General features: G+C 62.9%; 24 protein-coding genes. 8 read left to right on the forward strand and 16 right to left on the reverse strand.

What is annotated here, in order from left to right; genetic code table 11:
- Positions 1–134: 134 nt before the first annotated feature.
- From AArc1_RS10130 to AArc1_RS10140, 3 genes are all read right to left on the reverse strand, one after another.
- Positions 135–1,292, reverse strand: a complete 1,158-nt coding sequence (locus AArc1_RS10130; protein WP_117364257.1) for a pyridoxal phosphate-dependent aminotransferase — start codon at positions 1,290–1,292, stop codon at positions 135–137.
- Between the two features lie 2 nt (positions 1,293–1,294).
- The gene (locus tag AArc1_RS10135) at positions 1,295–1,780 is read right to left on the reverse strand and encodes an Lrp/AsnC family transcriptional regulator (protein WP_117364258.1); all 486 of its coding nucleotides are present in this window, start codon (positions 1,778–1,780) and stop codon (positions 1,295–1,297) included.
- 119 nt (positions 1,781–1,899) lie between these two features.
- The gene (locus tag AArc1_RS10140; RefSeq protein ID WP_117364259.1) at positions 1,900–2,496 is read right to left on the reverse strand and encodes a hypothetical protein; all 597 of its coding nucleotides are present in this window, start codon (positions 2,494–2,496) and stop codon (positions 1,900–1,902) included.
- Between the two features lie 158 nt (positions 2,497–2,654).
- On the opposite strand from AArc1_RS10140, the gene AArc1_RS10145 reads away from it, so the two are divergent.
- Entirely contained in the window at positions 2,655–3,218 is a 564-nt protein-coding gene (locus AArc1_RS10145; protein ID WP_117364260.1) for a thioredoxin family protein, read from the forward strand.
- Between the two features lie 136 nt (positions 3,219–3,354).
- Here the strand turns inward: AArc1_RS10145 and AArc1_RS10150 are convergent, their stop codons facing one another.
- The gene (locus AArc1_RS10150; RefSeq protein WP_117364261.1) at positions 3,355–4,443 is read right to left on the reverse strand and encodes an NADH:flavin oxidoreductase/NADH oxidase; all 1,089 of its coding nucleotides are present in this window, start codon (positions 4,441–4,443) and stop codon (positions 3,355–3,357) included.
- A gap of 118 nt (positions 4,444–4,561) precedes the next feature.
- Between AArc1_RS10150 and AArc1_RS10155 the strand changes: the two genes are divergently transcribed.
- Complete coding sequence (locus AArc1_RS10155) at positions 4,562–5,404, forward strand: BtpA/SgcQ family protein (RefSeq protein ID WP_117364262.1); 843 nt, start codon at positions 4,562–4,564, stop codon at positions 5,402–5,404.
- Between the two features lie 20 nt (positions 5,405–5,424).
- Here the strand turns inward: AArc1_RS10155 and AArc1_RS10160 are convergent, their stop codons facing one another.
- From AArc1_RS10160 to AArc1_RS10175, 4 genes are all read right to left on the reverse strand, one after another.
- Positions 5,425–6,666, reverse strand: a complete 1,242-nt coding sequence (locus AArc1_RS10160; RefSeq protein ID WP_117364263.1) for a tripartite tricarboxylate transporter permease — start codon at positions 6,664–6,666, stop codon at positions 5,425–5,427.
- Between the two features lie 161 nt (positions 6,667–6,827).
- The gene (gene rpl12p, locus AArc1_RS10165; protein ID WP_117364264.1) at positions 6,828–7,160 is read right to left on the reverse strand and encodes a 50S ribosomal protein P1; all 333 of its coding nucleotides are present in this window, start codon (positions 7,158–7,160) and stop codon (positions 6,828–6,830) included.
- Between the two features lie 18 nt (positions 7,161–7,178).
- On the reverse strand, positions 7,179–8,216 hold the full coding sequence (locus AArc1_RS10170) for a 50S ribosomal protein L10 (protein WP_117364265.1): 1,038 nt from the start codon (positions 8,214–8,216) through the stop codon (positions 7,179–7,181).
- A gap of 1 nt (position 8,217) precedes the next feature.
- Complete coding sequence (locus tag AArc1_RS10175) at positions 8,218–8,850, reverse strand: 50S ribosomal protein L1 (protein ID WP_117364266.1); 633 nt, start codon at positions 8,848–8,850, stop codon at positions 8,218–8,220.
- Positions 8,851–9,100: 250 nt separating this feature from the next.
- Between AArc1_RS10175 and AArc1_RS10180 the strand changes: the two genes are divergently transcribed.
- Together AArc1_RS10180 and AArc1_RS10185 are read left to right on the forward strand one after the other, a co-directional pair.
- On the forward strand, positions 9,101–9,706 hold the full coding sequence (locus AArc1_RS10180; protein ID WP_117364267.1) for a hypothetical protein: 606 nt from the start codon (positions 9,101–9,103) through the stop codon (positions 9,704–9,706).
- Positions 9,707–10,228: 522 nt separating this feature from the next.
- Entirely contained in the window at positions 10,229–11,290 is a 1,062-nt protein-coding gene (locus tag AArc1_RS10185; protein ID WP_117364268.1) for a glycosyltransferase family 4 protein, read from the forward strand.
- Positions 11,291–11,420: 130 nt separating this feature from the next.
- Here AArc1_RS10185 and AArc1_RS10190 read toward each other — a convergent pair whose 3' ends face one another.
- The 6 genes from AArc1_RS10190 to AArc1_RS10220 all read right to left on the reverse strand — a co-directional run bounded on the left by AArc1_RS10190 (position 11,421) and on the right by AArc1_RS10220 (position 16,663).
- Positions 11,421–11,897: a 50S ribosomal protein L11 gene (locus tag AArc1_RS10190; protein ID WP_117364269.1), complete on the reverse strand. Its 477-nt coding sequence runs from the start codon at positions 11,895–11,897 to the stop codon at positions 11,421–11,423.
- Between the two features lie 165 nt (positions 11,898–12,062).
- The gene (gene cutA, locus AArc1_RS10195) at positions 12,063–12,365 is read right to left on the reverse strand and encodes a divalent-cation tolerance protein CutA (RefSeq protein WP_117364270.1); all 303 of its coding nucleotides are present in this window, start codon (positions 12,363–12,365) and stop codon (positions 12,063–12,065) included.
- A 111-nt stretch (positions 12,366–12,476) separates the two neighbouring features.
- Positions 12,477–12,659: an HEWD family protein gene (locus tag AArc1_RS10200; protein ID WP_117364271.1), complete on the reverse strand. Its 183-nt coding sequence runs from the start codon at positions 12,657–12,659 to the stop codon at positions 12,477–12,479.
- A 430-nt stretch (positions 12,660–13,089) separates the two neighbouring features.
- Positions 13,090–14,601 carry a phosphoenolpyruvate carboxykinase (ATP) gene (locus tag AArc1_RS10210; protein WP_117364273.1) on the reverse strand — a complete coding sequence of 504 codons (1,512 nt, stop codon included), beginning with the start codon at positions 14,599–14,601 and terminating at the stop codon, positions 13,090–13,092.
- A 567-nt stretch (positions 14,602–15,168) separates the two neighbouring features.
- Complete coding sequence (locus AArc1_RS10215) at positions 15,169–15,300, reverse strand: rubrerythrin-like domain-containing protein (RefSeq protein WP_117364274.1); 132 nt, start codon at positions 15,298–15,300, stop codon at positions 15,169–15,171.
- Positions 15,301–15,439: 139 nt separating this feature from the next.
- The gene (locus tag AArc1_RS10220) at positions 15,440–16,663 is read right to left on the reverse strand and encodes an MFS transporter (RefSeq protein ID WP_117364275.1); all 1,224 of its coding nucleotides are present in this window, start codon (positions 16,661–16,663) and stop codon (positions 15,440–15,442) included.
- 215 nt (positions 16,664–16,878) lie between these two features.
- Between AArc1_RS10220 and AArc1_RS19040 the strand changes: the two genes are divergently transcribed.
- Entirely contained in the window at positions 16,879–17,055 is a 177-nt protein-coding gene (locus AArc1_RS19040; protein ID WP_186336586.1) for a DUF7501 family protein, read from the forward strand.
- 97 nt (positions 17,056–17,152) lie between these two features.
- On the opposite strand, the gene AArc1_RS10225 is transcribed toward AArc1_RS19040, so the two are convergent.
- Complete coding sequence (locus tag AArc1_RS10225) at positions 17,153–17,623, reverse strand: hypothetical protein (RefSeq protein WP_117364276.1); 471 nt, start codon at positions 17,621–17,623, stop codon at positions 17,153–17,155.
- Between the two features lie 82 nt (positions 17,624–17,705).
- On the opposite strand from AArc1_RS10225, the gene AArc1_RS10230 reads away from it, so the two are divergent.
- From AArc1_RS10230 to AArc1_RS10240, 3 genes are all read left to right on the forward strand, one after another.
- Positions 17,706–18,071 (forward strand): SHOCT domain-containing protein, encoded by a 366-nt coding sequence (locus AArc1_RS10230; RefSeq protein ID WP_117364277.1) that lies wholly within the window; start codon positions 17,706–17,708, stop codon positions 18,069–18,071.
- Between the two features lie 78 nt (positions 18,072–18,149).
- Positions 18,150–18,929, forward strand: coding sequence for an HAD-IIA family hydrolase (locus tag AArc1_RS10235; RefSeq protein WP_117364278.1), 780 nt, complete (start codon positions 18,150–18,152; stop codon positions 18,927–18,929).
- 81 nt (positions 18,930–19,010) lie between these two features.
- Complete coding sequence (locus AArc1_RS10240) at positions 19,011–19,253, forward strand: glycine zipper 2TM domain-containing protein (protein WP_117364279.1); 243 nt, start codon at positions 19,011–19,013, stop codon at positions 19,251–19,253.
- 41 nt (positions 19,254–19,294) lie between these two features.
- Here the strand turns inward: AArc1_RS10240 and AArc1_RS10245 are convergent, their stop codons facing one another.
- A complete protein-coding gene (locus AArc1_RS10245; protein ID WP_117364280.1) occupies positions 19,295–19,741 on the reverse strand; it encodes an acyl-CoA thioesterase in 447 nt (148 codons plus the stop codon).
- Positions 19,742–19,805 lie beyond the last annotated feature (64 nt).

The following is a 19,805-nucleotide window of genomic DNA, read 5'->3' on the forward strand; positions in this document are numbered from 1 at the left end:
CGAGGGCGAGCGAAAAAGCGTTGCTCTCTCTGTGACTCTATACTAACAACCGCAACGAGTTGCACACTGATCGTCGATCCGTCTGGCGAGCAGGTGCGCACTGACGTGTAGGGCTGCTATAGTTGATGGCTGGATCAGGCGTGTTCGTCGACGAACGCCTCGATCCGGTTCATCGCTTCGCGCAGTTCGGGCAGGCCCGTCGCGTACGACACCCGGAGGTGTCCGTCGCCGCCCGCACCGAAAACGTCGCCGGGAACGACAGCGACGCCCTGTTCGCGCAACACGTCTTCGGCGAACTCCTCAGCAGTGAACCCTTCGGGCACCTCCGGGAAGCAGTAGAACGCACCTTTGGCCTCGAAGACGTTCATGCCGATCTCGCGAAAGCGCGAGAGAACGAACCGCCGACGGCGATCGTACTGGTCGATCATCTCCCGAACCTCGTCGTCACAGGAGTCGAGCGCCTCGAGGGCGGCGTACTGTGCCGTCGTCGGCGCTGAGAGCATGGTATACTGGTGGATCTTGTTCATCGCCCCGATGGCGTCGGCCGGCCCGAGTGCGTACCCGAGTCGGAGTCCAGTCATTGCGTGGGCTTTCGAGAAGCCGTTGAAGACGATCGTGCGCTCGCGCATTCCCGGCAGCGTCGCGATCGAGGTGTGCTCGCCCTCGTAGGTGAGTTCGGCGTAGATCTCATCCGAGAGGACGATCAGGTCGTGTTCACGGGCGAACTCGGCGATCGGTTCTAAGTCTTCTTCCCGCATGATCGCGCCCGTCGGGTTGTTCGGGTAACAGAGTACGAGCATCTCGGCGTCGGCCGCGCCCGCGGTCTCGAGTGCGTCGACGGTGAGTCGGAACTCGTCTTCCTCTCGCGTCGGGACCGCGAGCGGTTCGCCGCCGGCGAAGATGACCCCCGGCTCGTAGGAGATGTACGACGGCTGGGCAATCGCGACCGTATCGCCGGGATCGACGAACGCCCGGAACGCGAGGTCGACGGCCTCGCTCGCGCCAGCGGTGACGATGATCTCCTCGGCGGGGCCGTAGCCCAGCGCGAACCGGTCGGCGGCGTAGTCGGCGATCGCCTCTCGGAGTTCGCGTTTTCCTCGATTGGCCGTATAGGAGGTCTTTCCCTGCTCGAGCGAGGCGATGGCAGCGTCGCGGGCCGTCCAGGGCGTCGAGAAGTCGGGTTCGCCGACGCCCAGCGAGATGACGTCGTCGCGTTCTTCGGCGATCTCGAAAAACCGCCGGATGCCCGACGGCGGAACCGTTTGGACTCTCTCTGCGAGTTCGAACGTCATGGTCACGGCGAGAACGAGAGGCGGTCGTCCTCGTCGCCGTCGCCGAGTTCGATCCCCTGTTCTTTGTACGAGGTCATCACGTAGTGGGTGACCGTCTGGGTGATCTCGGGAACGGGTGCGACCTTTTCGCTGACGAACATCGACACCTCACGGATCGAGTCGCCCTCGACCTCCATGTCAAAATCGTAGTCGCCACTGACGAGCCGCAGGGCTTTGACCTGCGGGAATCGTGCGAGGCGCTCTGCGATGTCGCCATAGCCCGTCTCGCGATCGAGTTCGACGTTCAACTCGACTTCAGCGCGGACCGTCTCGTCCTCGAGTTTGTCCCAGTCGACGACCGCCTTGTAGCCGCGGACGACGCCTGCGCTCTCGAGTTCCTCGATCACCGCCTCGACTTCGGTCTCCTCGAGATCGGTCATTCGCGCGATGTCGGCCGTGGAGTAGCGCGCGTTCTCCCGGAGTAACTCGAGCACCTCGCGTTCACTCATACCTCCGGAAAGCGCGAGCGCGAGTAAAAACGTTGTTCTTCCGTCTCGTTTCGCGCGAATCGGGCGTTCGTGACACGGCCGTTGGGGATGGTCGAACTCGAGTGGGTCGGCTGTCGAAATCAGCGGTAGTTTTTGAACAGTAACGCCCTGACGTCGTCTTTCGTCTGGACGTCCTCGGTCGAGCCGTCGGGGAGGGTAACCGTGTAGCGATAGTCTGCCGAAGAGGATTCTTCCCACTTGTCGTCGTGTGTCTCGAGCAGGCTCATCATCTCGTCGAGCATGTCGTCGTCGTCCGCGGCACCGCTGGTGCTCCCAATCGAGTCGTCGTCATCATCCTGTGTCTCCCCTTCGTCTTCGACCTCTTCGACGTTCTCGGCGTCCGAAGTCTCATTTTCCGACGGCCCCGCCGATTCCGAATCCGTCGTCGAATCAGTTCCAGCCCCCGCTGCTGTACGCTCGTCGTACGACACCGTCTCGAGTTCGTGTGGGTCGTCCTCGCCTTCGATCGCGGCGTCGACGGAGGCGGCGACGTCGTCGGTGGCCGAGAAATCGACCTCGTCGTCGATGTCGACGTCTTCGGACAGGTTGTCGATCAGAAACTGCACCGCGTCGCGCTCTCGAACGAAGCCGTACTTGCCGACGACGTCGGTCGAAATCTCTTCCCGGAGCCGCTGGATGAACGCGTACTGTTCGTCCGTGACCTCGAGGGTGTTCATACCTCATGCTCTCGTGGGGAATATAAATAGGTGGGCCACCCGCTGACCACGACCTCGAGTGGGACGTACCGGCTATCTATGCCCCCAAATCCACTCTCCGGGTATCCGAACCCCGCCCAACACGACGCTTTAAGCGTCTCACCCTGGAATCATCGACTATGGTAGCCAAAGCATCCGATACCGACCTCGAGGCGGGCGACCCCGCCCCCGAATTCGAACTCGAGGGCACCGACGGCGAGACGTACACACTCGAGTCGTTCGCCGACTTCGAGGCCCTGTTGGTGGTCTTTACGTGCAATCACTGTCCGTACGCGAAGGCGAAGTTCGACCTGTTGAACGCCCTCGCCGCGGAGTACGATGACGTCGCCGTCGTCGGGATCAACCCAAACGACGCCACCGAGTATCCCGATGACTCGTTCGAGGCGATGTGTGACTCCGTCGACGACGGGACGATCCAGTACGACGCCTATCTTCGGGACGACACCCAGGACGTCGCGCGCAACTACGGAGCGGTCTGTACACCCGACCCGTTCCTCTTCGCGAACGAGGACGGGACGTTCCGGCTGCGGTATCAGGGCCGGCTTGACGACGCGCTGAACCCGGACGACGAGCGGACGCGCGTTCACGTTCGTGAGGCCATCGACGCCCTCCTCGGTGGCGACCCCGTCGACCTCGAGTGGCAGCCCTCTCGAGGCTGTTCGATCAAGTGGCGCACCGACTGAGACGGCCGATAAGCGTTCGGACTCGCCACCTGCGGGTGGCGAGTTCGGTTCGATGCCTGCCGTCTGGCAGTCCGAAGAAGTGACGGCACCGATACGCTGTCGGCAGAACGGGCGGACGTAGCGCTGAGGCGCTTCGCTAGCGAACGCCCCGACGGTACTGAATAGGCCATCGTGTGGATGGCTCTTCCTCGAGACGTCCGGCCGCGTGGAGCCCGAAGTACGGGTCGCGAAGGAACTCCCGGCCGACAAGTACGAGGTCGGCACGCCCGTTGTGGACCAGCGCGTCGGCCTGTTCCGGTTCGGTGATGCCGCCGACGGCACCGACGGCGACGTCCGCGCCGTCGCGGACCGCTTCCGCCAGCGGGACCTGGAAGTTCGGTCCAGCGGGTATGTCCTGGTCGGGATGTATCCCACCGGAACTCACGTCGATCAGGTCGACACCCAGAGCTGCCAGCTCCGCTGCAAGCCGTACCGACTGCTCGATGTCCCACGACTCCTGCTCGGGGAGCCAGTCCGTCCCGGAGATGCGAACGAACACCGGCTTGTCCTCCGGCCAGACGTCGCGAACGGCGTCGGTCACCTCTCGAATGAGTCGGGTTCGGTTCTCGAAACTCCCGCCGTAGGCGTCCTCGCGGCGGTTCGTTACCGGAGAGAGGAACTCGTGGAGCAAGTAGCCGTGTGCTGCGTGGACCTCTGCGATCTCGAATCCGGCCTCGAGCGAACGCTCGGCGGCGGTTCGGTAGGCCTCGATCACGCCGTCGATGTCCGCTGTCGTCGCTTTCTCGATTGCAGGTCGATCGCCGCCGAACGGTGGGTACGCCTCCGGCGACGGCGAAAGCACTTCCCAGCCGCCGTCTTCGGGCGACAGCGGTACGTTCCCATCCCACGGCCGGGTCTTGCTCGCTTTGTGTCCTGCATGGGCGAGCTGGATGCCGGGTACCGAACCCTGTTGACGAATGAACTCGGTGATCGGCTCGAGTGCGGCCGCGTGGTCATCGCTCCAGATGCCGAGATCGTGCGGCGTGATTCGCCCGCGGGGCTCGACGGCTGTCGCTTCGGTCATGACGATTCCTGCGCCACCGACGGCTCTGCTACCCAGGTGGACTCGGTGCCACTCCGTCGGCAGCCCGTCGGGCTCACAGGAGTACTGACACATCGGCGAGACGGCGATTCGGTTCGGAAGTTCGAGCTCGCGCAGTGAGAGAGGCGAAAACAGAGCTGTCATGAAAACCCCTTGTGGGAGGACTGGCAAAATCATCGCGGACGAGGAGGCGTTTGCCGACTCATCGACGAGGGCGTCCGAGGGGCCTTGAAGTTATATTCCTCGCCTCGACACGGTCTGTATGACCACAAGCGGCGAGATCGACCCCCTCGAACGGCTTGGCACGGATCGTGCGGTGATCGGCATGGTCCACCTCCCTGCATTACCCGGCTCACCTTCCTCGGACGGGAACCGTGACGCGATCCGCCGACGGGCCCTCGCGGACGCTCACGCCCTCGAGAGCGGCGGCGTCGACGCCATTCTCGTCGAGAACTTCGGCGACGCGCCGTTTTACCCCGACGAGGTCCCGACACACGTCGTCGCCGAAATGACGGCTCTCGCCGGTTCCGTCTCCGAGGCCGTCGACGTCCCGATCGGGATCAACGTCCTCAGAAACGATGCGCACGCGGCGCTCTCGGTTGCGGCCGCCGTCGACGCGGCGTTCGTTCGGGTCAACGTTCACGTCGGGACCGCCGCAACCGACCAGGGGCTCCTCGAGGGTCGGGCCCACGAGACGCTCCGGCTGCGCGACCGCATCGACGCGAACGTGGCGATTCTCGCCGACGTCCACGTCAAACACGCGACGCCGATCGGCGACACCGGCCTCGAACGGGCCGCCCTCGAGACGGTCGAGCGCGGAAAAGCGGACGGCGTGATCGTCTCCGGGCCCGGAACCGGAGCCAAAACGCCGCCCGAGGACGTCACACTGGTTACGAACGCCCTCTCTGAACACGATTGCGAGGTGCCGGTGATCGTCGGCAGCGGTGTCACGCCTGAGGCGGTCAGCGACTGTTTCGACGCTGGTGCGGACGGTGTAATCGTCGGGACTGCAGTAAAGTGCGGTGGCGAGACGACGAATCCGGTTTCCGAAACACGCGTCCGGACGGTCGTCAGCGCCGCCATGCGGACCGACACTGATCCCTGAGGCTGTGCGTCGAGGGTCGATCAAAGCCCAAGCATCAGCGGCCCAATCAACACTCCCATTAGATGAACCCGACGGGCACGTAGCCGGACCGGAACCATCCCGACGGCGGTCGCCGCCACGAAAACGACGATGCCGAGTGGGCCAGTAAAGAGATACGAGAGAACCAACAGGAGCCCGAGCACGACGGTCGAAATCTTCCAGTATGAGAGCTGACCGACCAGTTCGAGATAGGCGTCACCGACGAGAATCACGAGCACGAAGCCGATCGAACCCGCAACGAGGACGCCGCCGATCAGTATCGGCAACTCGAGGGGGACCCCAGCTTCGTCGAACGCCACCATCACGCCGGTTCGAGGGTGGCCGATGGCGACGAGTGCGAACAGTGCGAATATCGTGTTGGCAGTGTCGACACCGCTCGTCGCGACGATGTAGCCTCGATCACCCGAGCCACCTGGTACCAACACGAGGACGGCGACCGCCGCGATCGCGGCCGAGATTCCGGGAATGTACCCGACGACCGCGCCTGCGAGTGCACCAGCGATCGCCGTCCCTGCGAGCAGCGGCCGGGAGAGCCGAATCTCCTCACCCCGCTGTGGTGGGATCCCACACCCGAACATCGCGTCGATCAATACCGGCGCACCGAAGAGGCCAGCGAACAGCGGGGCGAGCATCCCACCCGCCTCGAGCGGTGCCTCCGGCGAACTGTCGAGCGTGAGGGCACCGAGGATGGTCGCCAGGCCGAACGACAGTGCGCCACCGAGACGAGCGCGCCAGTTAAACTCCGAGGCCAGCAGCGCAACCACCACCACCGCCAGGATCAACGAAAGGTTTGCCCGGACTGTCGGGTACACTGCCGTTACCGCCCACGTGATGGGGACTGCAAAGGGAACGGCTGCGAGGACGGCGAGCAGGCTGCCGACTGCCGACAACCGGATCGCTTCGTATCCCCGCCCGTCGAGTACCATTCGGTGGCCGGGAAGCGCCGTTACGGCCATCTCCGCGTCGGGAACACCGAGTGCCATCGCCGGCACGGCGTTGAGAAACGTATGGACCACTCCCGCAGCGAGCATCGCACAGCCGACGAACAGCGGTGGGCCCGGGATCGACCCGGCGATACCGGCTAGCAAGAGCGCGAAGTTGTTGGCGTGCAGTCCTGGCACGAGACCGCTGCAACTCCCGAGCAGCGAACCGGCGAGCACCCACGCCAGCAACTGCCCGGTGAAGCCGGGATCGGCGACAAACTCGAGCGCGAGGACGACCATTCGGTTGCTCTGGTCCCGTGTTCGTACTTAAACCCGCGTCAGTCACCCAGGCTCGTACTGCAACCGCTGTCGACGGCTGCTCTCAAGGCCGGTCGGCCGTCGTTGTCACTCGCCGGATGGCGTCGAAAAAACTCGGGGTTGCGAAGTCGTCGCGTCTCGACTTAGCCGAAGAGGTTGCCGAGGCCCTCGCCACCGGCGTCGTCGTCTTCGTCCTCGTCGTCGTCTTCGTCCTCGTCCGTGGTGTCCGGAACGTCGGACTCCTCTTCAGCCTCGTCGGCGGCGGCCGCACCGCCAGCAGCGCCAGCTGCAGCGGGGACGGCGGCGGCTTCCTCGACGGCCTCGTCGATGTCGACGTCCTCGAGCGCGGCGACGAGCGCCTTGACTCGGGACTCTTCGACGTCGACGCCAGCGGCGTCGAGCACGTCCGTGAGGTTGTCTTCGTTGATCTCTTCGTCCGTTTCGTTCAGGATGAGTGCAGCGTATACGTATTCCATTGGTGTATCCTCCGTTAGTTAGCCGAACATTGCGCCGAGTCCGTCCGCGCCGTCGCCGTCGTCATCATCATCGTCGTCGTCGGCAGCGTCTGCCTCGGCGTCGTCTTGGTCGTCAGCCGATTCGTCCTCGCTCTCGTCGGCGGCGGCCGCCGCAGGGGTGGGCGCCTCGACGCCCTGCAGTTCCTCCGGCAGGGCCTCCTCGTCGTCGATCTGGGCCGCGAGCGCACGGAGTTGTGCGTCGGCCTTGCTGACGAGGTCGGGCATGAGCGCTTCGTCCTCGATCGCAGCGTGTAGGCCGAGACTCTTGGCCTCGCCCGTCGCCTTGGCGATGAGCGTCGACGCCGTCGTCTCGGTCGGGAACACCGCGTTGACCGAGAGGTTGTGGGCGTACGCGGCGGCGGTCTGGACGTCGCTCTCGTAGGCGTCGACGTCGATGTCGAGGTCCTCGGGACTGAACAGCACGCCGTCTGCAACGACAGCACGAAGGTCGAGACCGACCTCCTTGGGTTCGATCCCGAGCTCGTTGAGGACGTTCGCCAGGTCCGCAGAGACTTCCTCGCCGGCCTCCAAGACCGTCGAGTCCTCCATGACCTGAATCGAACCGTCCTCGATGCGCGCGTTTGCACCGATGCTCTGGAGCTCACCGACGAATGGCCCCGGATCGACGCCCGTGTCCCCTTCCGGGATCACGATGTCGTTCGGGGCGACTTCGCCTTCGTTGATCGGCGCGGGCGTCTTCGACGCCTCGAGCTCTTTGTACAGGGAGAACGGGTTCTCGTTCGTCCCGATGATGCCGACCTGCCCGTCGACGTGCTCGACGAGGTCGTCGAGGTCGACGTCATCGAGGGCCCGAACCTGCAGCGTGTTCCGACTTACGCGGAGCTGGGCCGTGCCGTACAGTTCGCGACGCATGTCCTGGAGCTGTTTGCTCGGAATGCCCGCGATACCGACGATGCCGACGCTCTCGTAGTCGTCGATAAGCGCTGCGAGCTCGTCGACTTCCTCTTTCTTCCACTGTGGAAGGTTCTCGGTTTTGCGTTCAGCTTCTGCGCTCACGTTAGACCACCTCTACGGACGGGCCCATGGTCGTCTTCACGTAGACGCCGTCGATGTTCTGGGGCCCCTTCTCGAGGTCGGCGTGCAGGCGACGCAGGATGACGTCGATGTTGTCGGCAATGTGCTCGGCGTCCATGTCTTCAGCGCCAACGCGCGTATGGAACGTGCGTCGGTCGCCGGAGCGAAGCTGCACGGTGTTTTTGAGCCGGTTGACGGTCTCGACGACGTCCTGGTCGGGAGAGAGCGGGTCTGGCATCTTCCCTCGAGGACCGAGGATAGTACCCAGATAGCGGGCGATGTCTTGCATCATCGCCTCTTCAGCGATAAAGAAGTCCGTCTCGTCGGCCAGATCTTTGGCGTCGTCGTCTTCGAGATCTGCGATGTCGTCTTCCGAGAAGACTTCGTCCGCGACCTCTTCGGCGCGGACGGCGGTCTCTCCTTCGGCTATGACGACGATCTTCGTCTCCTGTCCGGTTCCGGACGGGAGGACGACGGACTCGTCAACACGGTTCGACGGTTCGTTCAGGTCAAGGTCGCGCAAGTTAATCGCGAGGTCCACCGTCTCGGTAAAGTTCCGATCCGGTGACTCCTCGAGTGCGCGAGCCACTGCGGTTTCAATATCCGAATCTGCCATCGTTCACCTCCGTAGTACGCAGGAGTGCTCCTACGGGTCAGTGAAACAGGCTACGCCTGTCTCTGTTGAAGCAAGTGTCATGGGAAACTTAAACCCGTCGAACTGGACTCCGACACTCCACCTCGAAACGGCGTCAGCTACTCATGTCGGGACTACCTGTCCCTCGAGCGGACCAGTAGCCGCTGGCGTCGGTCCCGAACCGATCGTTCGATCAAAACTACTATGTCGAGTGATAGTGTAGCTATCTTATATGTGGCCGTTAAATTTATACACATCCGCCGAACGTAGCTTCCGCGAGGGAGGTGTCGCCCTCGCTCACAGTGGATGGATCGACACGTATCAGGCGCTTGCGCCGGCTGAACGTGCGATCGGGCAGTTTGTCGTCACGCTGCTCTTCGCCACCATCGTGATCGGGATGATCCAGGGGTACGGGACGAGCGCAGTCACCAAGTCCCGTCGGAGCCCGATCATCTCGATCTGTATCGGTCTCCCGAGTGTTTTCATCGTCGGTGCACTCGCGGGGACTGGATATCTCATTCTCGGTACGAGTCTCGGCACCTTCTTCGGGCTGTTGTTTCTCGTCCTCGGTTTGACCACATTGCCCGCCGGGACCGTCGTCGGCGCCGTCGCAATCGGCCAATCGATCGCGACACGACTCGGGAGACCGGAACTGTGGGCTGGCGTACTGACAGGAAGTCTCGCCGTCGGCCTCGCCGGGTACTCGATCCCGATGACGGTCGCACTCGTCGGTTTCGCAGCAACGCTTGGCACGGGCGCTCTCATCCGGGTCCTGTTCGGGTTCGGTGGCATCTCCAGTCCAGACGAACGGACGGTTCCACCTGCGAACAAGGTCTGAACCTGAAACCGCCACGGGACGGCCACTCCGCAGACACACGCCTTTCGACCGTCGTTGGCGGGTCTCTATGGTCGGCGTCGGTCGTCACGGACTCGAGATACTAACGCCCCCACACTGGCTCGCGACCGTCACTGCCAGTGTCCATCTGGCACTCGAATCGAGTTTTCATGCTGTCGGACAGAACTAGCGTGAGAACTTGCCGCGCCCGTTCGGCGAACGAATTCAGATGCCTATTCGACCCCTCTCTTCTTGCTCTCCTAACCAATATCCGCCAATTCAACCGTTCGGACACGGGCTTACACGAGTGTATCCAGCAGTTTACACACGCGAGGGGGGTGACCGTCGCACACGTGGACGTTCAGTAAAAACTTCCCCTCAAAACACCGACGCAACGGCAAGAAATTCGCCGAAGGGAGAACGTTTACGGGACCCATTCCCGAACTCGAGGCTATGGGTCAGCGAACACCCCACGGACTCGAGTCGTTGAACAGCCTCGACACCTATCGCGACGCCGACTGAGCTATGGATATTGGATTCGTCGTGGCCGGCTCGATCGAGCAAACATCGGGTGGCTACCGATACGACCGCAAACTCGTCTCTCACCTCGAGCGTCGTGGCGACGACGTGACGGTGATTTCGGTCCCTCGAGAGCCGCAGGTGGGTGCTGAACCGATGGCGATCCGCGAACGCCTCGATCGGCCGTTCGACGTCCTCGTTCAGGACGAACTCTGTTATCCGACGCTGGTCGAACACAACCCCCACCTCGATGCTCCCCAGGAACTCGTCGCGCTCGTCCATCTACTCGAGTCAGGTCGACCGGACCGAGTCGCCGCCTCAGACGGAGCCCGGTCTCGAGAGCAAGAGCGGCGCTACCTCGAGACCGTCGACGCGGCGATTGCGACGAGCGAGTACACGGCGAGTCGAACGACGGACCTGACTGCGCTTCCGACCATCGTCGCCCCACCTGCTGGTCGGCGCGAGGAGGCCGCAGTGTCGCCGACGGCCGTCGACCAGCGAGCCAGCGCGATCCCGCTTCGGCTCGCGTTCGTGGGGAACGTCGTCGAGCGAAAGAATCTCCCGGCGCTCTTGGAGGCAGTTGCTCGCTTCGACCGAGACTGCGTGTGCGAGTGGGAACTGATCGTCGTCGGAAACACCGACGCGGATCCAGCCGCCGCTCGCATCGCGCGCGCTCGCGTGAGCGAATACGACCTGGACGACCGGGTCTCGTTTGTCGGGACAGTCGACGACGACACACTCGAGTCGATCCTCGAGCGGACGCACGTGCTCGCCGTCCCGTCCACGTACGAGGGGTTCGGCATGGTCTACCTCGAGGCGATGGAGTACGGCGTCGTTCCGATCGCGAGCGCCGTCGGCGGGGCATCCGAGTTCGTCGACGACGGACACAACGGATACGTGGTCGACCCCGACGATGTAGATCGGATCGCGCTCGCGCTCGAAACCCTCGTGACGGATCGTGACCGCCTCGCGTCGCTCGCTCGCCGCGCACTCGAGACGGCCGACGCGCATCCGACGTGGGCCGAGACGACGGAAACCGTTCGCGCGTTCCTCGAGACGGATCGGTAGCCGTCACGACTGTACGCTCTCGTTTTCCGTGCCGGACCCAAGAGAAAGAAAACCGTTACCGATGTCTCTCCTCGCCATCGGTCTGTCCGCCGAAAACCCGCTGCGGTCGGGATTCGAGTTGTGACGTCGATTACTCGAGCAGCACGTCGTCGTAGTCGCCGGCGTCGACCTTCTCTTTGAACTCGCGTGCGTCGTCGCCTTCGATGGTCACGCCCATCGAGGCACAGGTGCCGACGACTTCTTTCGCGGCGTTTATGGTGTCGTACGCGAGCAGGTCGGGGTGTTTCTGCTCGGCGATGGTCTTGACTTGCTCGATCGAAAGGTCGGCGACGAAGTCCTTCTGGGGTTCGCCACTGCCGGTTTCGAACCCGGCCTCGTCTTTGACCAGTGCGGCCGTCGGTGGGACACCGACGTCGATATCGAACGAGCCGTCGTCGTCGTACTCGACGGTTACGGGGACTTCCGTACCGTCGAACGCTGCCGTCTGATCGTTGATCTCTTGGACGACCGCCTGTACGTCGACGGGCGTCGGTCCGAGCTCGGGACCGAGCGGTGGGCCAGGGTTGGCCTGGCCACCCGGAACGAGCACTTCGATGGTTCCAGCCATATCCGTCAAAACCCGTGCGCGAGTTTTAAGGGTTGCTTTTTCGGGCAGTCTCACCCTGTGAGGAGCTAGCGCAGGTCGAGACCGACCATCGGGGGCGTAAAGCCCCTGTTCGAGTGGTGCTACAGTGATTCGAGGAGAAAGCCCACGACTTTACGGGCGGAGAAGTCACTCGATACTCTCGGCACGCCACTCGGCGAACGACTCGAGGACGTGACTCTCGTCGAACCGTTCGATACACGGCACCTCGTGAGGGTGAAGCTCGAGCACTCGTTCCTCGAGTGCTTCGTACGCCCCGTCGGTCGTTTTCGCGAGTAACACGACCTCGTCGTCGTGGTGAACCTCGCCGTCCCACCGGTAGGTGGAGTTCGTCGCCACTCGATTGACGCAGGCCGCGAGACGTTCTTCGACGAGCGTTTCGGCGATTTCGTCGGCATGTTCCGGAGGCACCGTCACGTAAGTCGTCGGCATCGGCTTCTGATACGCCCGGCGGATCAAAAAGGGTTCGCAGGGGGCGATGGCTGTGGCTGCATTGGAGCGTGGCGTACCATCTCTCGAGTGCGGTGTCGACGGCCGGCTCGCTTACTCGACGACGGGGTTGAACGTGCCGTTGATATCCCACTCGTGGAGACAGTGCGGACTTCCGACCCGTCTTTCGCCGTCTTTGCGGGTGATCTGCCATGCATCGAGTTCCTCGTCCCAGTATTCAGCTCGCCCACAGCGCTCGCAGATGCGAGCGGTCGGTGCACGTACGTGTGCGCTCATTACCGGCTGTGAGAACCGGACGCATATAACAGTATTCTTGTTCGGCAGCCACCGCTCGTGACGATCGACCAGAAAGTCCGTCCCGTCGACGACTTTTGTATCAGATCCCACCGCTCGAGTTAGCCGCTTCTGGTCGACGAGATGTCACGAAAACGCAGGTGCCGGTGGAGCCGATCAGCCCGATACCAGCGATACGACGGGGTCGTCTGCCTCGTCCTCGAGGTCGTCGTCATCGTCGATGGTCCGTCATCGATCGGCTCCTCCTCGGCTGGTTCCTCCACCGGTTCTTCCGTAGGCACGTCGGCGTCGTGGACCACGTAGATGGTTGCCTGTTCGATTGTCACGGTGAGTGACTCGCCGTCGGCGAGCCCGTCGAACGTGCCGACAATCGATCGTCACCGACCGCGTTCAGGGCTGGAAAACGGCCTGGTCAGTAGACGGCGTCTTTGATCTCCTCGAGCAGGTCGTCAAACTGTTCGAGGTACTCACGTCGCTCCGCTCGAAGGGCCGCGACGGCCTCCTCGTAGTCGTCGACGTGGTCCGGGACGTAGAACTCCTCGATCTCGAGTTCGGGGATGGACTCGGGGATCGTGAGCCCCGTCTGTTCGTCGTCGGTCCACTCGATCGTGCCGCGGGCGGTTTCGGTCAGGATGGTCACCGACTCCGTAACGCCGATGTCGACGGATTCCTCGCCGAGATAGCCCGTGTTGAGCACGTAACAGTCGACGTCGAGCTCGCCGACGAGGTCGTAAAAGAGGTTGCCCTCTTGGCCCTCCGAGCCGATGATGAAGGGATTGGTTCCCACGACGCGGATGGACTCGCCGGCACGCGACGGGTCGCCCGCGCTGGTCTCGATCGACTCGCCGAGCATGAACGCGACGGCAGCCTGTTCATCGGTGAGCTTCGAGACCGGCGGCATCAGGGGATTGCGCGTGATAAAGAAGACCTGATCGACCTGCTCGAGGTCGATCTCTTCGTCCGCACTCTCGAGTTCCGACCGCTGGACGATCGCCCGGGAGTTCGAGGTGTACCGATCTTCGTCGAAGTCGACCGATCCGTCGTCGTCGACGGCGACGTTCTCGAGGATCGCCGACTCGTCGGTCGCCGCACGATACAGCGCCGGCTGTTCGTCTTCGTCGAGGCCGATCGTCTTGATGAACAGCCCCTTCCCTTCGCTGCCGGGGACCGAGCCGTCGGGAAGCACGGCACAGACGTCGTCCTGGAGCATCGTCGCGTCTTCGGCCCCTTCGAGCCAGCAGCCGTGGGAGGTGAGCGTGGACTTGCCGGTCGCCGACAGTCCCATGAACACCTGGCCGACGGTCTGGAGGTCGCCGTCGTCGTCTCGGACACGGACGCGTTTGCTACCGGCGTGCAGCCCGAGCCCGCCGCGTTCTTTGAGGCGATACATAAACAGCCGAAGGAACGATTTCTTCGCTTCACCGAGGTAATCGCTGCCGAGGACGGCGGTGACGCCCTCGTCGGGGAGGACACGGATCGCCGTTTCGTCGTAGTCGGGGAGCTGGACGGTGTACAGATCCGGCTCGCGGCCGTCCGTCGGTTCGAAGAGGTTCGCCCACGCGAGCGCGATTCGGGCGTGCTCGGTCGGGACGAACAGGCGACAGCAGAACGTCGCCTCCTCGTGTCGCCCCATCAGGCGGTCGACACAGAGCATCTCGCCATCGCCGGCGAGTTCGATCGCTTCGTCGACGAGATCGTAATCCTCGTCTGAAAAGTCGTGGTCGACGGTGTTTTTCGTTCGGTCCGAGCTTCGCGAACGGAACTCGCTGACGTACGACGGCGACCCGAACTCGGTCGTCGTCTCCTCGTGAGCGGCGAGTTCTCGAAGTTCCTCGAGCGACGGGTTGTACCGGACGTTCGACGCTGTCGACGGATCGGGAAGCTGCTCGGCCAGCGGACGGGCCTTCGTCCCGGTTTCGGACATATACGTAATCGCTCATCGCGACGATGTATAAACGTGGAGGATTTTGAACGCCGTGTGTCAGGACCTACCCCGTGACGATCTATCGTATGGCAGCACGTACCGGCTAACGCCCGTGAAAACCCATCTGCTAGCTATTCTTTAATAGTCCTTTTAGTGATAGTTCTCGAGAGATACTCGGGTCAGAAAAAATATTGATCTGGTTGCAAAACCGACTCATTATCGGTACCGTAGCCACCGAGTGACAGTCGGTTTCGGTCGGTCTCTGATACGGAAGGCGATGGCTATTTACCGGTGAGCACACATCCTGTTGCGTGCGCTCACCGGAACGAACTCATTGGAATCCGTATGAGGCAACAAGGCTCGAGGTGGGTCTCGTACGGGCCACTGAGGGTCAGTTTCGGCCCGGCTGCGAGCCGTCCTGTGACCGGCCGGTAAGCCGGTACAGGAGACTGGGTCAATTTTCGACGCCCGCGTCATCGCCGACACTCGGCGCTCTTCGACGGCTGGTGGGTACACGTTCGACCGTGGCGATCCCAGCCGACACGTGCGTCGGGCTGGCGGCCACGGTTAGGAACGAATTAGTTCGACGTTGCGCATCTCGTTTCCGCAGCGCTGGCAGGTGCCAACCAGGGCGTCTTCGGCCACCTCCTGGTAGCCACACCGAACGCACTCGTATTCGACGGTGTCGGCGAGAGACATACGCGACTGTTAACACTGTGTCGTGTTAACTCTTTCCACGCCGGTGTGCAGTTGTCTGTGGAGCAATCGAGTACACCAGCGTGGAACCGAGGCCGAGAATCAGATCGTCTCCCATACTGGCAACGTGGTAGCAACCCCATTACTCCGTGAGCAAGAGGACGACGGCGAGTACGGTTGCGCCACTGATCGACGCAGCGAGGAGCCCGAACGCTGGCCGGAACCCTACCGTGTCCGAAAGCACACCAACGATGGCGGGAGCAATGGCGCCGGCCCCCATCAACAGCGTCCGCACTACCCCCAGGCCGCCGCCAGCCACGTCTTTCGGGATTGCCGACATCAGGTAGGCCCCGCGGACGGGACGAAAGCCGTGGGAACCAACCCCGACTGCGACGAGCGCAGCACCCAGAACGGTCGGCCCTGTAGACTCGGTCAGGAAAACGAACGCAATGAGGGCGATTGACGCGAGTGCCAGTGTTCCAACGATGATCGGCAACCGGCCGACGCGGTCGCTGAGGTCGCCAGTCACCACCTGGACGAGACTCGCCAGGAAGAGCGCGCTGTAAATGACTCCGGCAGCCGCCTCCGTCAGCCCGGCCGCGTCGGTCAGGTACAGCGGCGCGAACGCGACCAGCCCGTTGTACGTAAACGAAAAGAGGATCGTCAACAGCGCAAACACCGTGAATCGCCAGTCACGAAACAGCGACGCGTACCGGCCGAGTCCGTCAGTGCGGATTCGGGTCGTCGACACGGCTCCCGTCGACGTTTCGCTGGGGACGCGTTTCGGCACCCGGTACCAGAACGCCACGGCTAACGCGATCCCGAGAACGCCAGCCGCGAGGAAGATCGCTCGCCACTCCGCCCCGAGGACGAACGAGACGCTGGCAACCGCAACGACGGCCGCCGGGGCGACAACTCCGCCAAACGTTCCAACCGTATCGAGGATTCCGAGTGCACGACCGGTTCGCGACGGATACGCTCGAGAGAGCAACTGGATCGCGACGGTTTTGTGTGCGCCCGTTCCCGCCCCCATCACGAGCATCGCGATGACCAGGACGACAAACGGCGACTCGACGATCAACGCGAGCGCAGCGATGGCGGAGACGAGCGCACCCGCCGTGATGACGGTCACTGAGCCGAGACGGTCGGCGAGCGCCCCGGACGGAAACTGCATAACCGCATAGACAAGCATGAACCCGGAGAACGCCGTTCCGAGGACGACATTCGAGACGCCGTAGCTCTCCTGAAACGAGCCGAACAGCGGCGGGAACGCGTATCTGAGGAATTTCGCGAGAAACCAGATCGCCGCAGTCAAGACGAGGACGTCGTACCCGGAAAGACGTCGCACGGCGTTCGGAATCGACATGTCGGCTTTCGTCTCCTTGTAGTCGGGGCAGCCGACGAGAATGCTCCGATCGACGCGTGCAGTCGGTGATGGGGTGCGTTGCCCGCTGGCTTCGATCGACTTTAGACGCTGGTGATCACTGCGGAGTAAATATAAGGGAACTTAGACCACATAGTATTGTATTACATATATGTCGAGAGTCTTTATACAGTTGGTTCTGGAAGCCGAGTGTACACATGGCAGTCAACACTACCTGGGAGGATTCGGCCACCTGCCCCTTTTGTGGGGACCAACTGACATCACCAGGCGTGGGCTTCGTCGACCACCTGAGCGAAAACGACGACTGCGAAACCGAACATGACCAGTGGCGAGAAAACCTTGCAGGCGACCTCGCCGGCGAATGGGCCGGATGAACGCCTCGAGTCTACCCGTTGACCTCGAGTAACACAACCTCGCAGTCGACACCGCGATACTCGAGCGGTCACTGCCTCGCGAGTCCGACCGAAGCAGTCAGTCGAAGTCGGGGAGGTCTTCTGGCGGCTCGTACTGCGCTTCCCAGTCGATGTACTCTTCTTTCAGGAGGACGCAGACGAGCTGGCCGAACTCGGTTAGTTCCGCGTTGATCGCCGAGACGGTTCCCCAGGTGTCGAGATCAGGATGGTACGAACGTTCTTGCCAGTCCTCGGGGATGCCCGGCGCGTGATACCCGACGCGGTCGGCAAAGTCGTCCCAGAAGAAGTCGAAGTCGCCGAACAACTCGAGATCGCGGGCGATCTCGAATTCGCGTTCCTCCAGGTCGGTGTCGTCGATCCAGTCGGTGAACGCTTCTTCCCAGGCCCCTTCTTCGAGGAACGCCTGGAGCTCTTCGCGCCGGTAGTCGACATCGGTGCCGTCGTCGACGGCGATCGTCGCGTCTTCGTACTCGTTCGGATCGACGAACTCCAACTCCGGCGGCTCGGGTGGTTCGACCTTGAGTCCCATGTCTGGGGCTTGGTCGGTGACGGCAAAAGCGTTCCTTCGCGATGCCCGCACAGTTAACCACCGCCCGGCCGTACAGCGGGGTATGGGAAGCGACGGTGGCCGCACGTACAGCTTTACGGAGGTCTTCGCGATCAAGTTCGTCCTCGCAGACGTTATCATCATCGCAGCCCTGGTGCTCGCGCCGCCGATGTACGCCGTTATGATTACCGCGCTGTTCGTCCTGACGACGATTATCCTCTGGTTTCTGATGCGTGAAGATCGTTCCGCAGAATCCGACGACGTCGACCAGCGGGTCGACCCCGTGACGAAACTGCAAGAGCGGTATGCCGCCGGTGATCTCTCCGAGGACGCGTTCGAGCGACGCCTCGAGAAACTGATCGACTCGAACGAACGCGCCGAGGCGGCCGGCGTCGAGACGGCAGACCTCGAACTCGAGCGATCGCGCTGAGGCTCCCGCGGGTGCGGATCTGGATCCGACACACCGCGAACCAAACACTCAATCGGGGTGCGACCGTACGAACCGGGTATGACTGACTACGAGGCGGCGATCCTCGACGTCGACGGGACCATCGTCCGCGGTGAGGAGTTACTCGCCGGCGTGCCAGTTGGGATCGATGCCCTCGAGCAGGCTGGCTGTGATCGATTGCTCTTCTCGAACAATCCGACGCGAAACGGCGACTACTATCGCGAGAAACTCGCGCCTTACGGCGTCGACGTCGATCCCAACGCAGTCCTGACGTCTGCCTCTGTCTCAGCAGCCTATCTTCGGACGACCCACCCCGACGAGCAGGTCTACCTCGTCGGCGGCGAGCGACTCGAGGGGATCCTCGAGGCCGCGGACGTCGCTGTTACCGACGAGCCTGAGGCGGCCGACGTCGTCCTCGGCTCTTTTACGACGGAGTTCTCTTACGGCACGCTCTGGGAGTCACTCGAGGCACTCGAGGACGGTGTCCCGTTCTACGGAACCGATCCCGATACGACGATCCCGGTCGACGACGGACTCATGCCCGGTTCGGGAGCGATCCTCGCGGCGATGGAGGCCGTCGCCGGCCGGGAGCCGGACGCGATTCTGGGCAAACCGTCGACGATCGCGGCCGACGCGGCGATCGAGCGGCTCGCGACCGACCCTGCTCGCACGCTCGTCGTCGGCGATCGGCTCAACACCGACATCGCACTCGGCAATCGCGCTGGAATGGAGACGGCACTCGTCCTCACCGGCGTGACCGATCGTGAGACGCTCGCGACGTCGCCGATCGAGCCGGACCACGTCCTCGAGTCGCTGGCCGAGATCGACCAGTTGCTGTGACTGCACCGGTGTCTCTGTCGGCCTCGGGCCACACCTGACGCGAGGCGTATCTTTATCCGCAGTTGTCACGAAGTACGACTCATGCCAGAGACGCTCACGACGGACGAGATTCAGCGAACGCGAGATCGCCTCACGAAGGTCCTGCGACGGGCACGATACGCCGCGATGGGTGCCGCGGTCGGCGCCGCAATCGGCGGGCTGTTCAGCCGCAACGCAGCCAGTACTGGCGGGGCTATCGGCGGGCTGGTCGGTGCCATCGTCGCGGAAACGACGTGGACGGCCAGTTCGGCTCTCAAGCGCGTCAGAGACCGCAACGACAAGTAACTCGAGCGTTCGCACCGACCAGTAACGGCGATCGAAGTCGGTTATCTTCCGTCGGCTTCTCGCTCGAGGGCTTCCGTTCGCAGCCGTTCACCTTCCTCGGTACTGACGGTCAACTTCGGCACCGTCGTTGGAGCCCCGTCGTCGTCGATCGCCACGTAGACGAAAAACGACTCAGTGGTTTTCTCGCGCTCTCGTGTCCGCAGATCCTCGCGTTCGGTGATGATCCGGACCCGAACGCTCGAGGTGCCAGCGTCGTAGACGTAGGCGGTGATGTAGGCCGTGTCGCCGACCGAGATCGGCCGCTCGAAGTTCATCCGGTCGACGCGGGCGGTGATGCACGTCTCGCCTGAAAATCGCATGGCGGACATCGCACCGACCTCGTCCATCCACTTCATTACGTTGCCGCCGTGGGCGGTATCGAGCATGTTCGCGTGGTTCGGCTGGACCATCTCACGATTCTCGACGAGCGTCTCTATGAGATCCGTCATCGGTCGTCGTTGTTCGAGAACCGGAATGAGTGTTCCCGTCTCCTGCAGGACGGGTTGGCGGACG

Source organism: Natrarchaeobaculum sulfurireducens (assembly GCF_003430825.1).
GTDB lineage: Archaea > Halobacteriota > Halobacteria > Halobacteriales > Natrialbaceae > Natrarchaeobaculum > Natrarchaeobaculum sulfurireducens.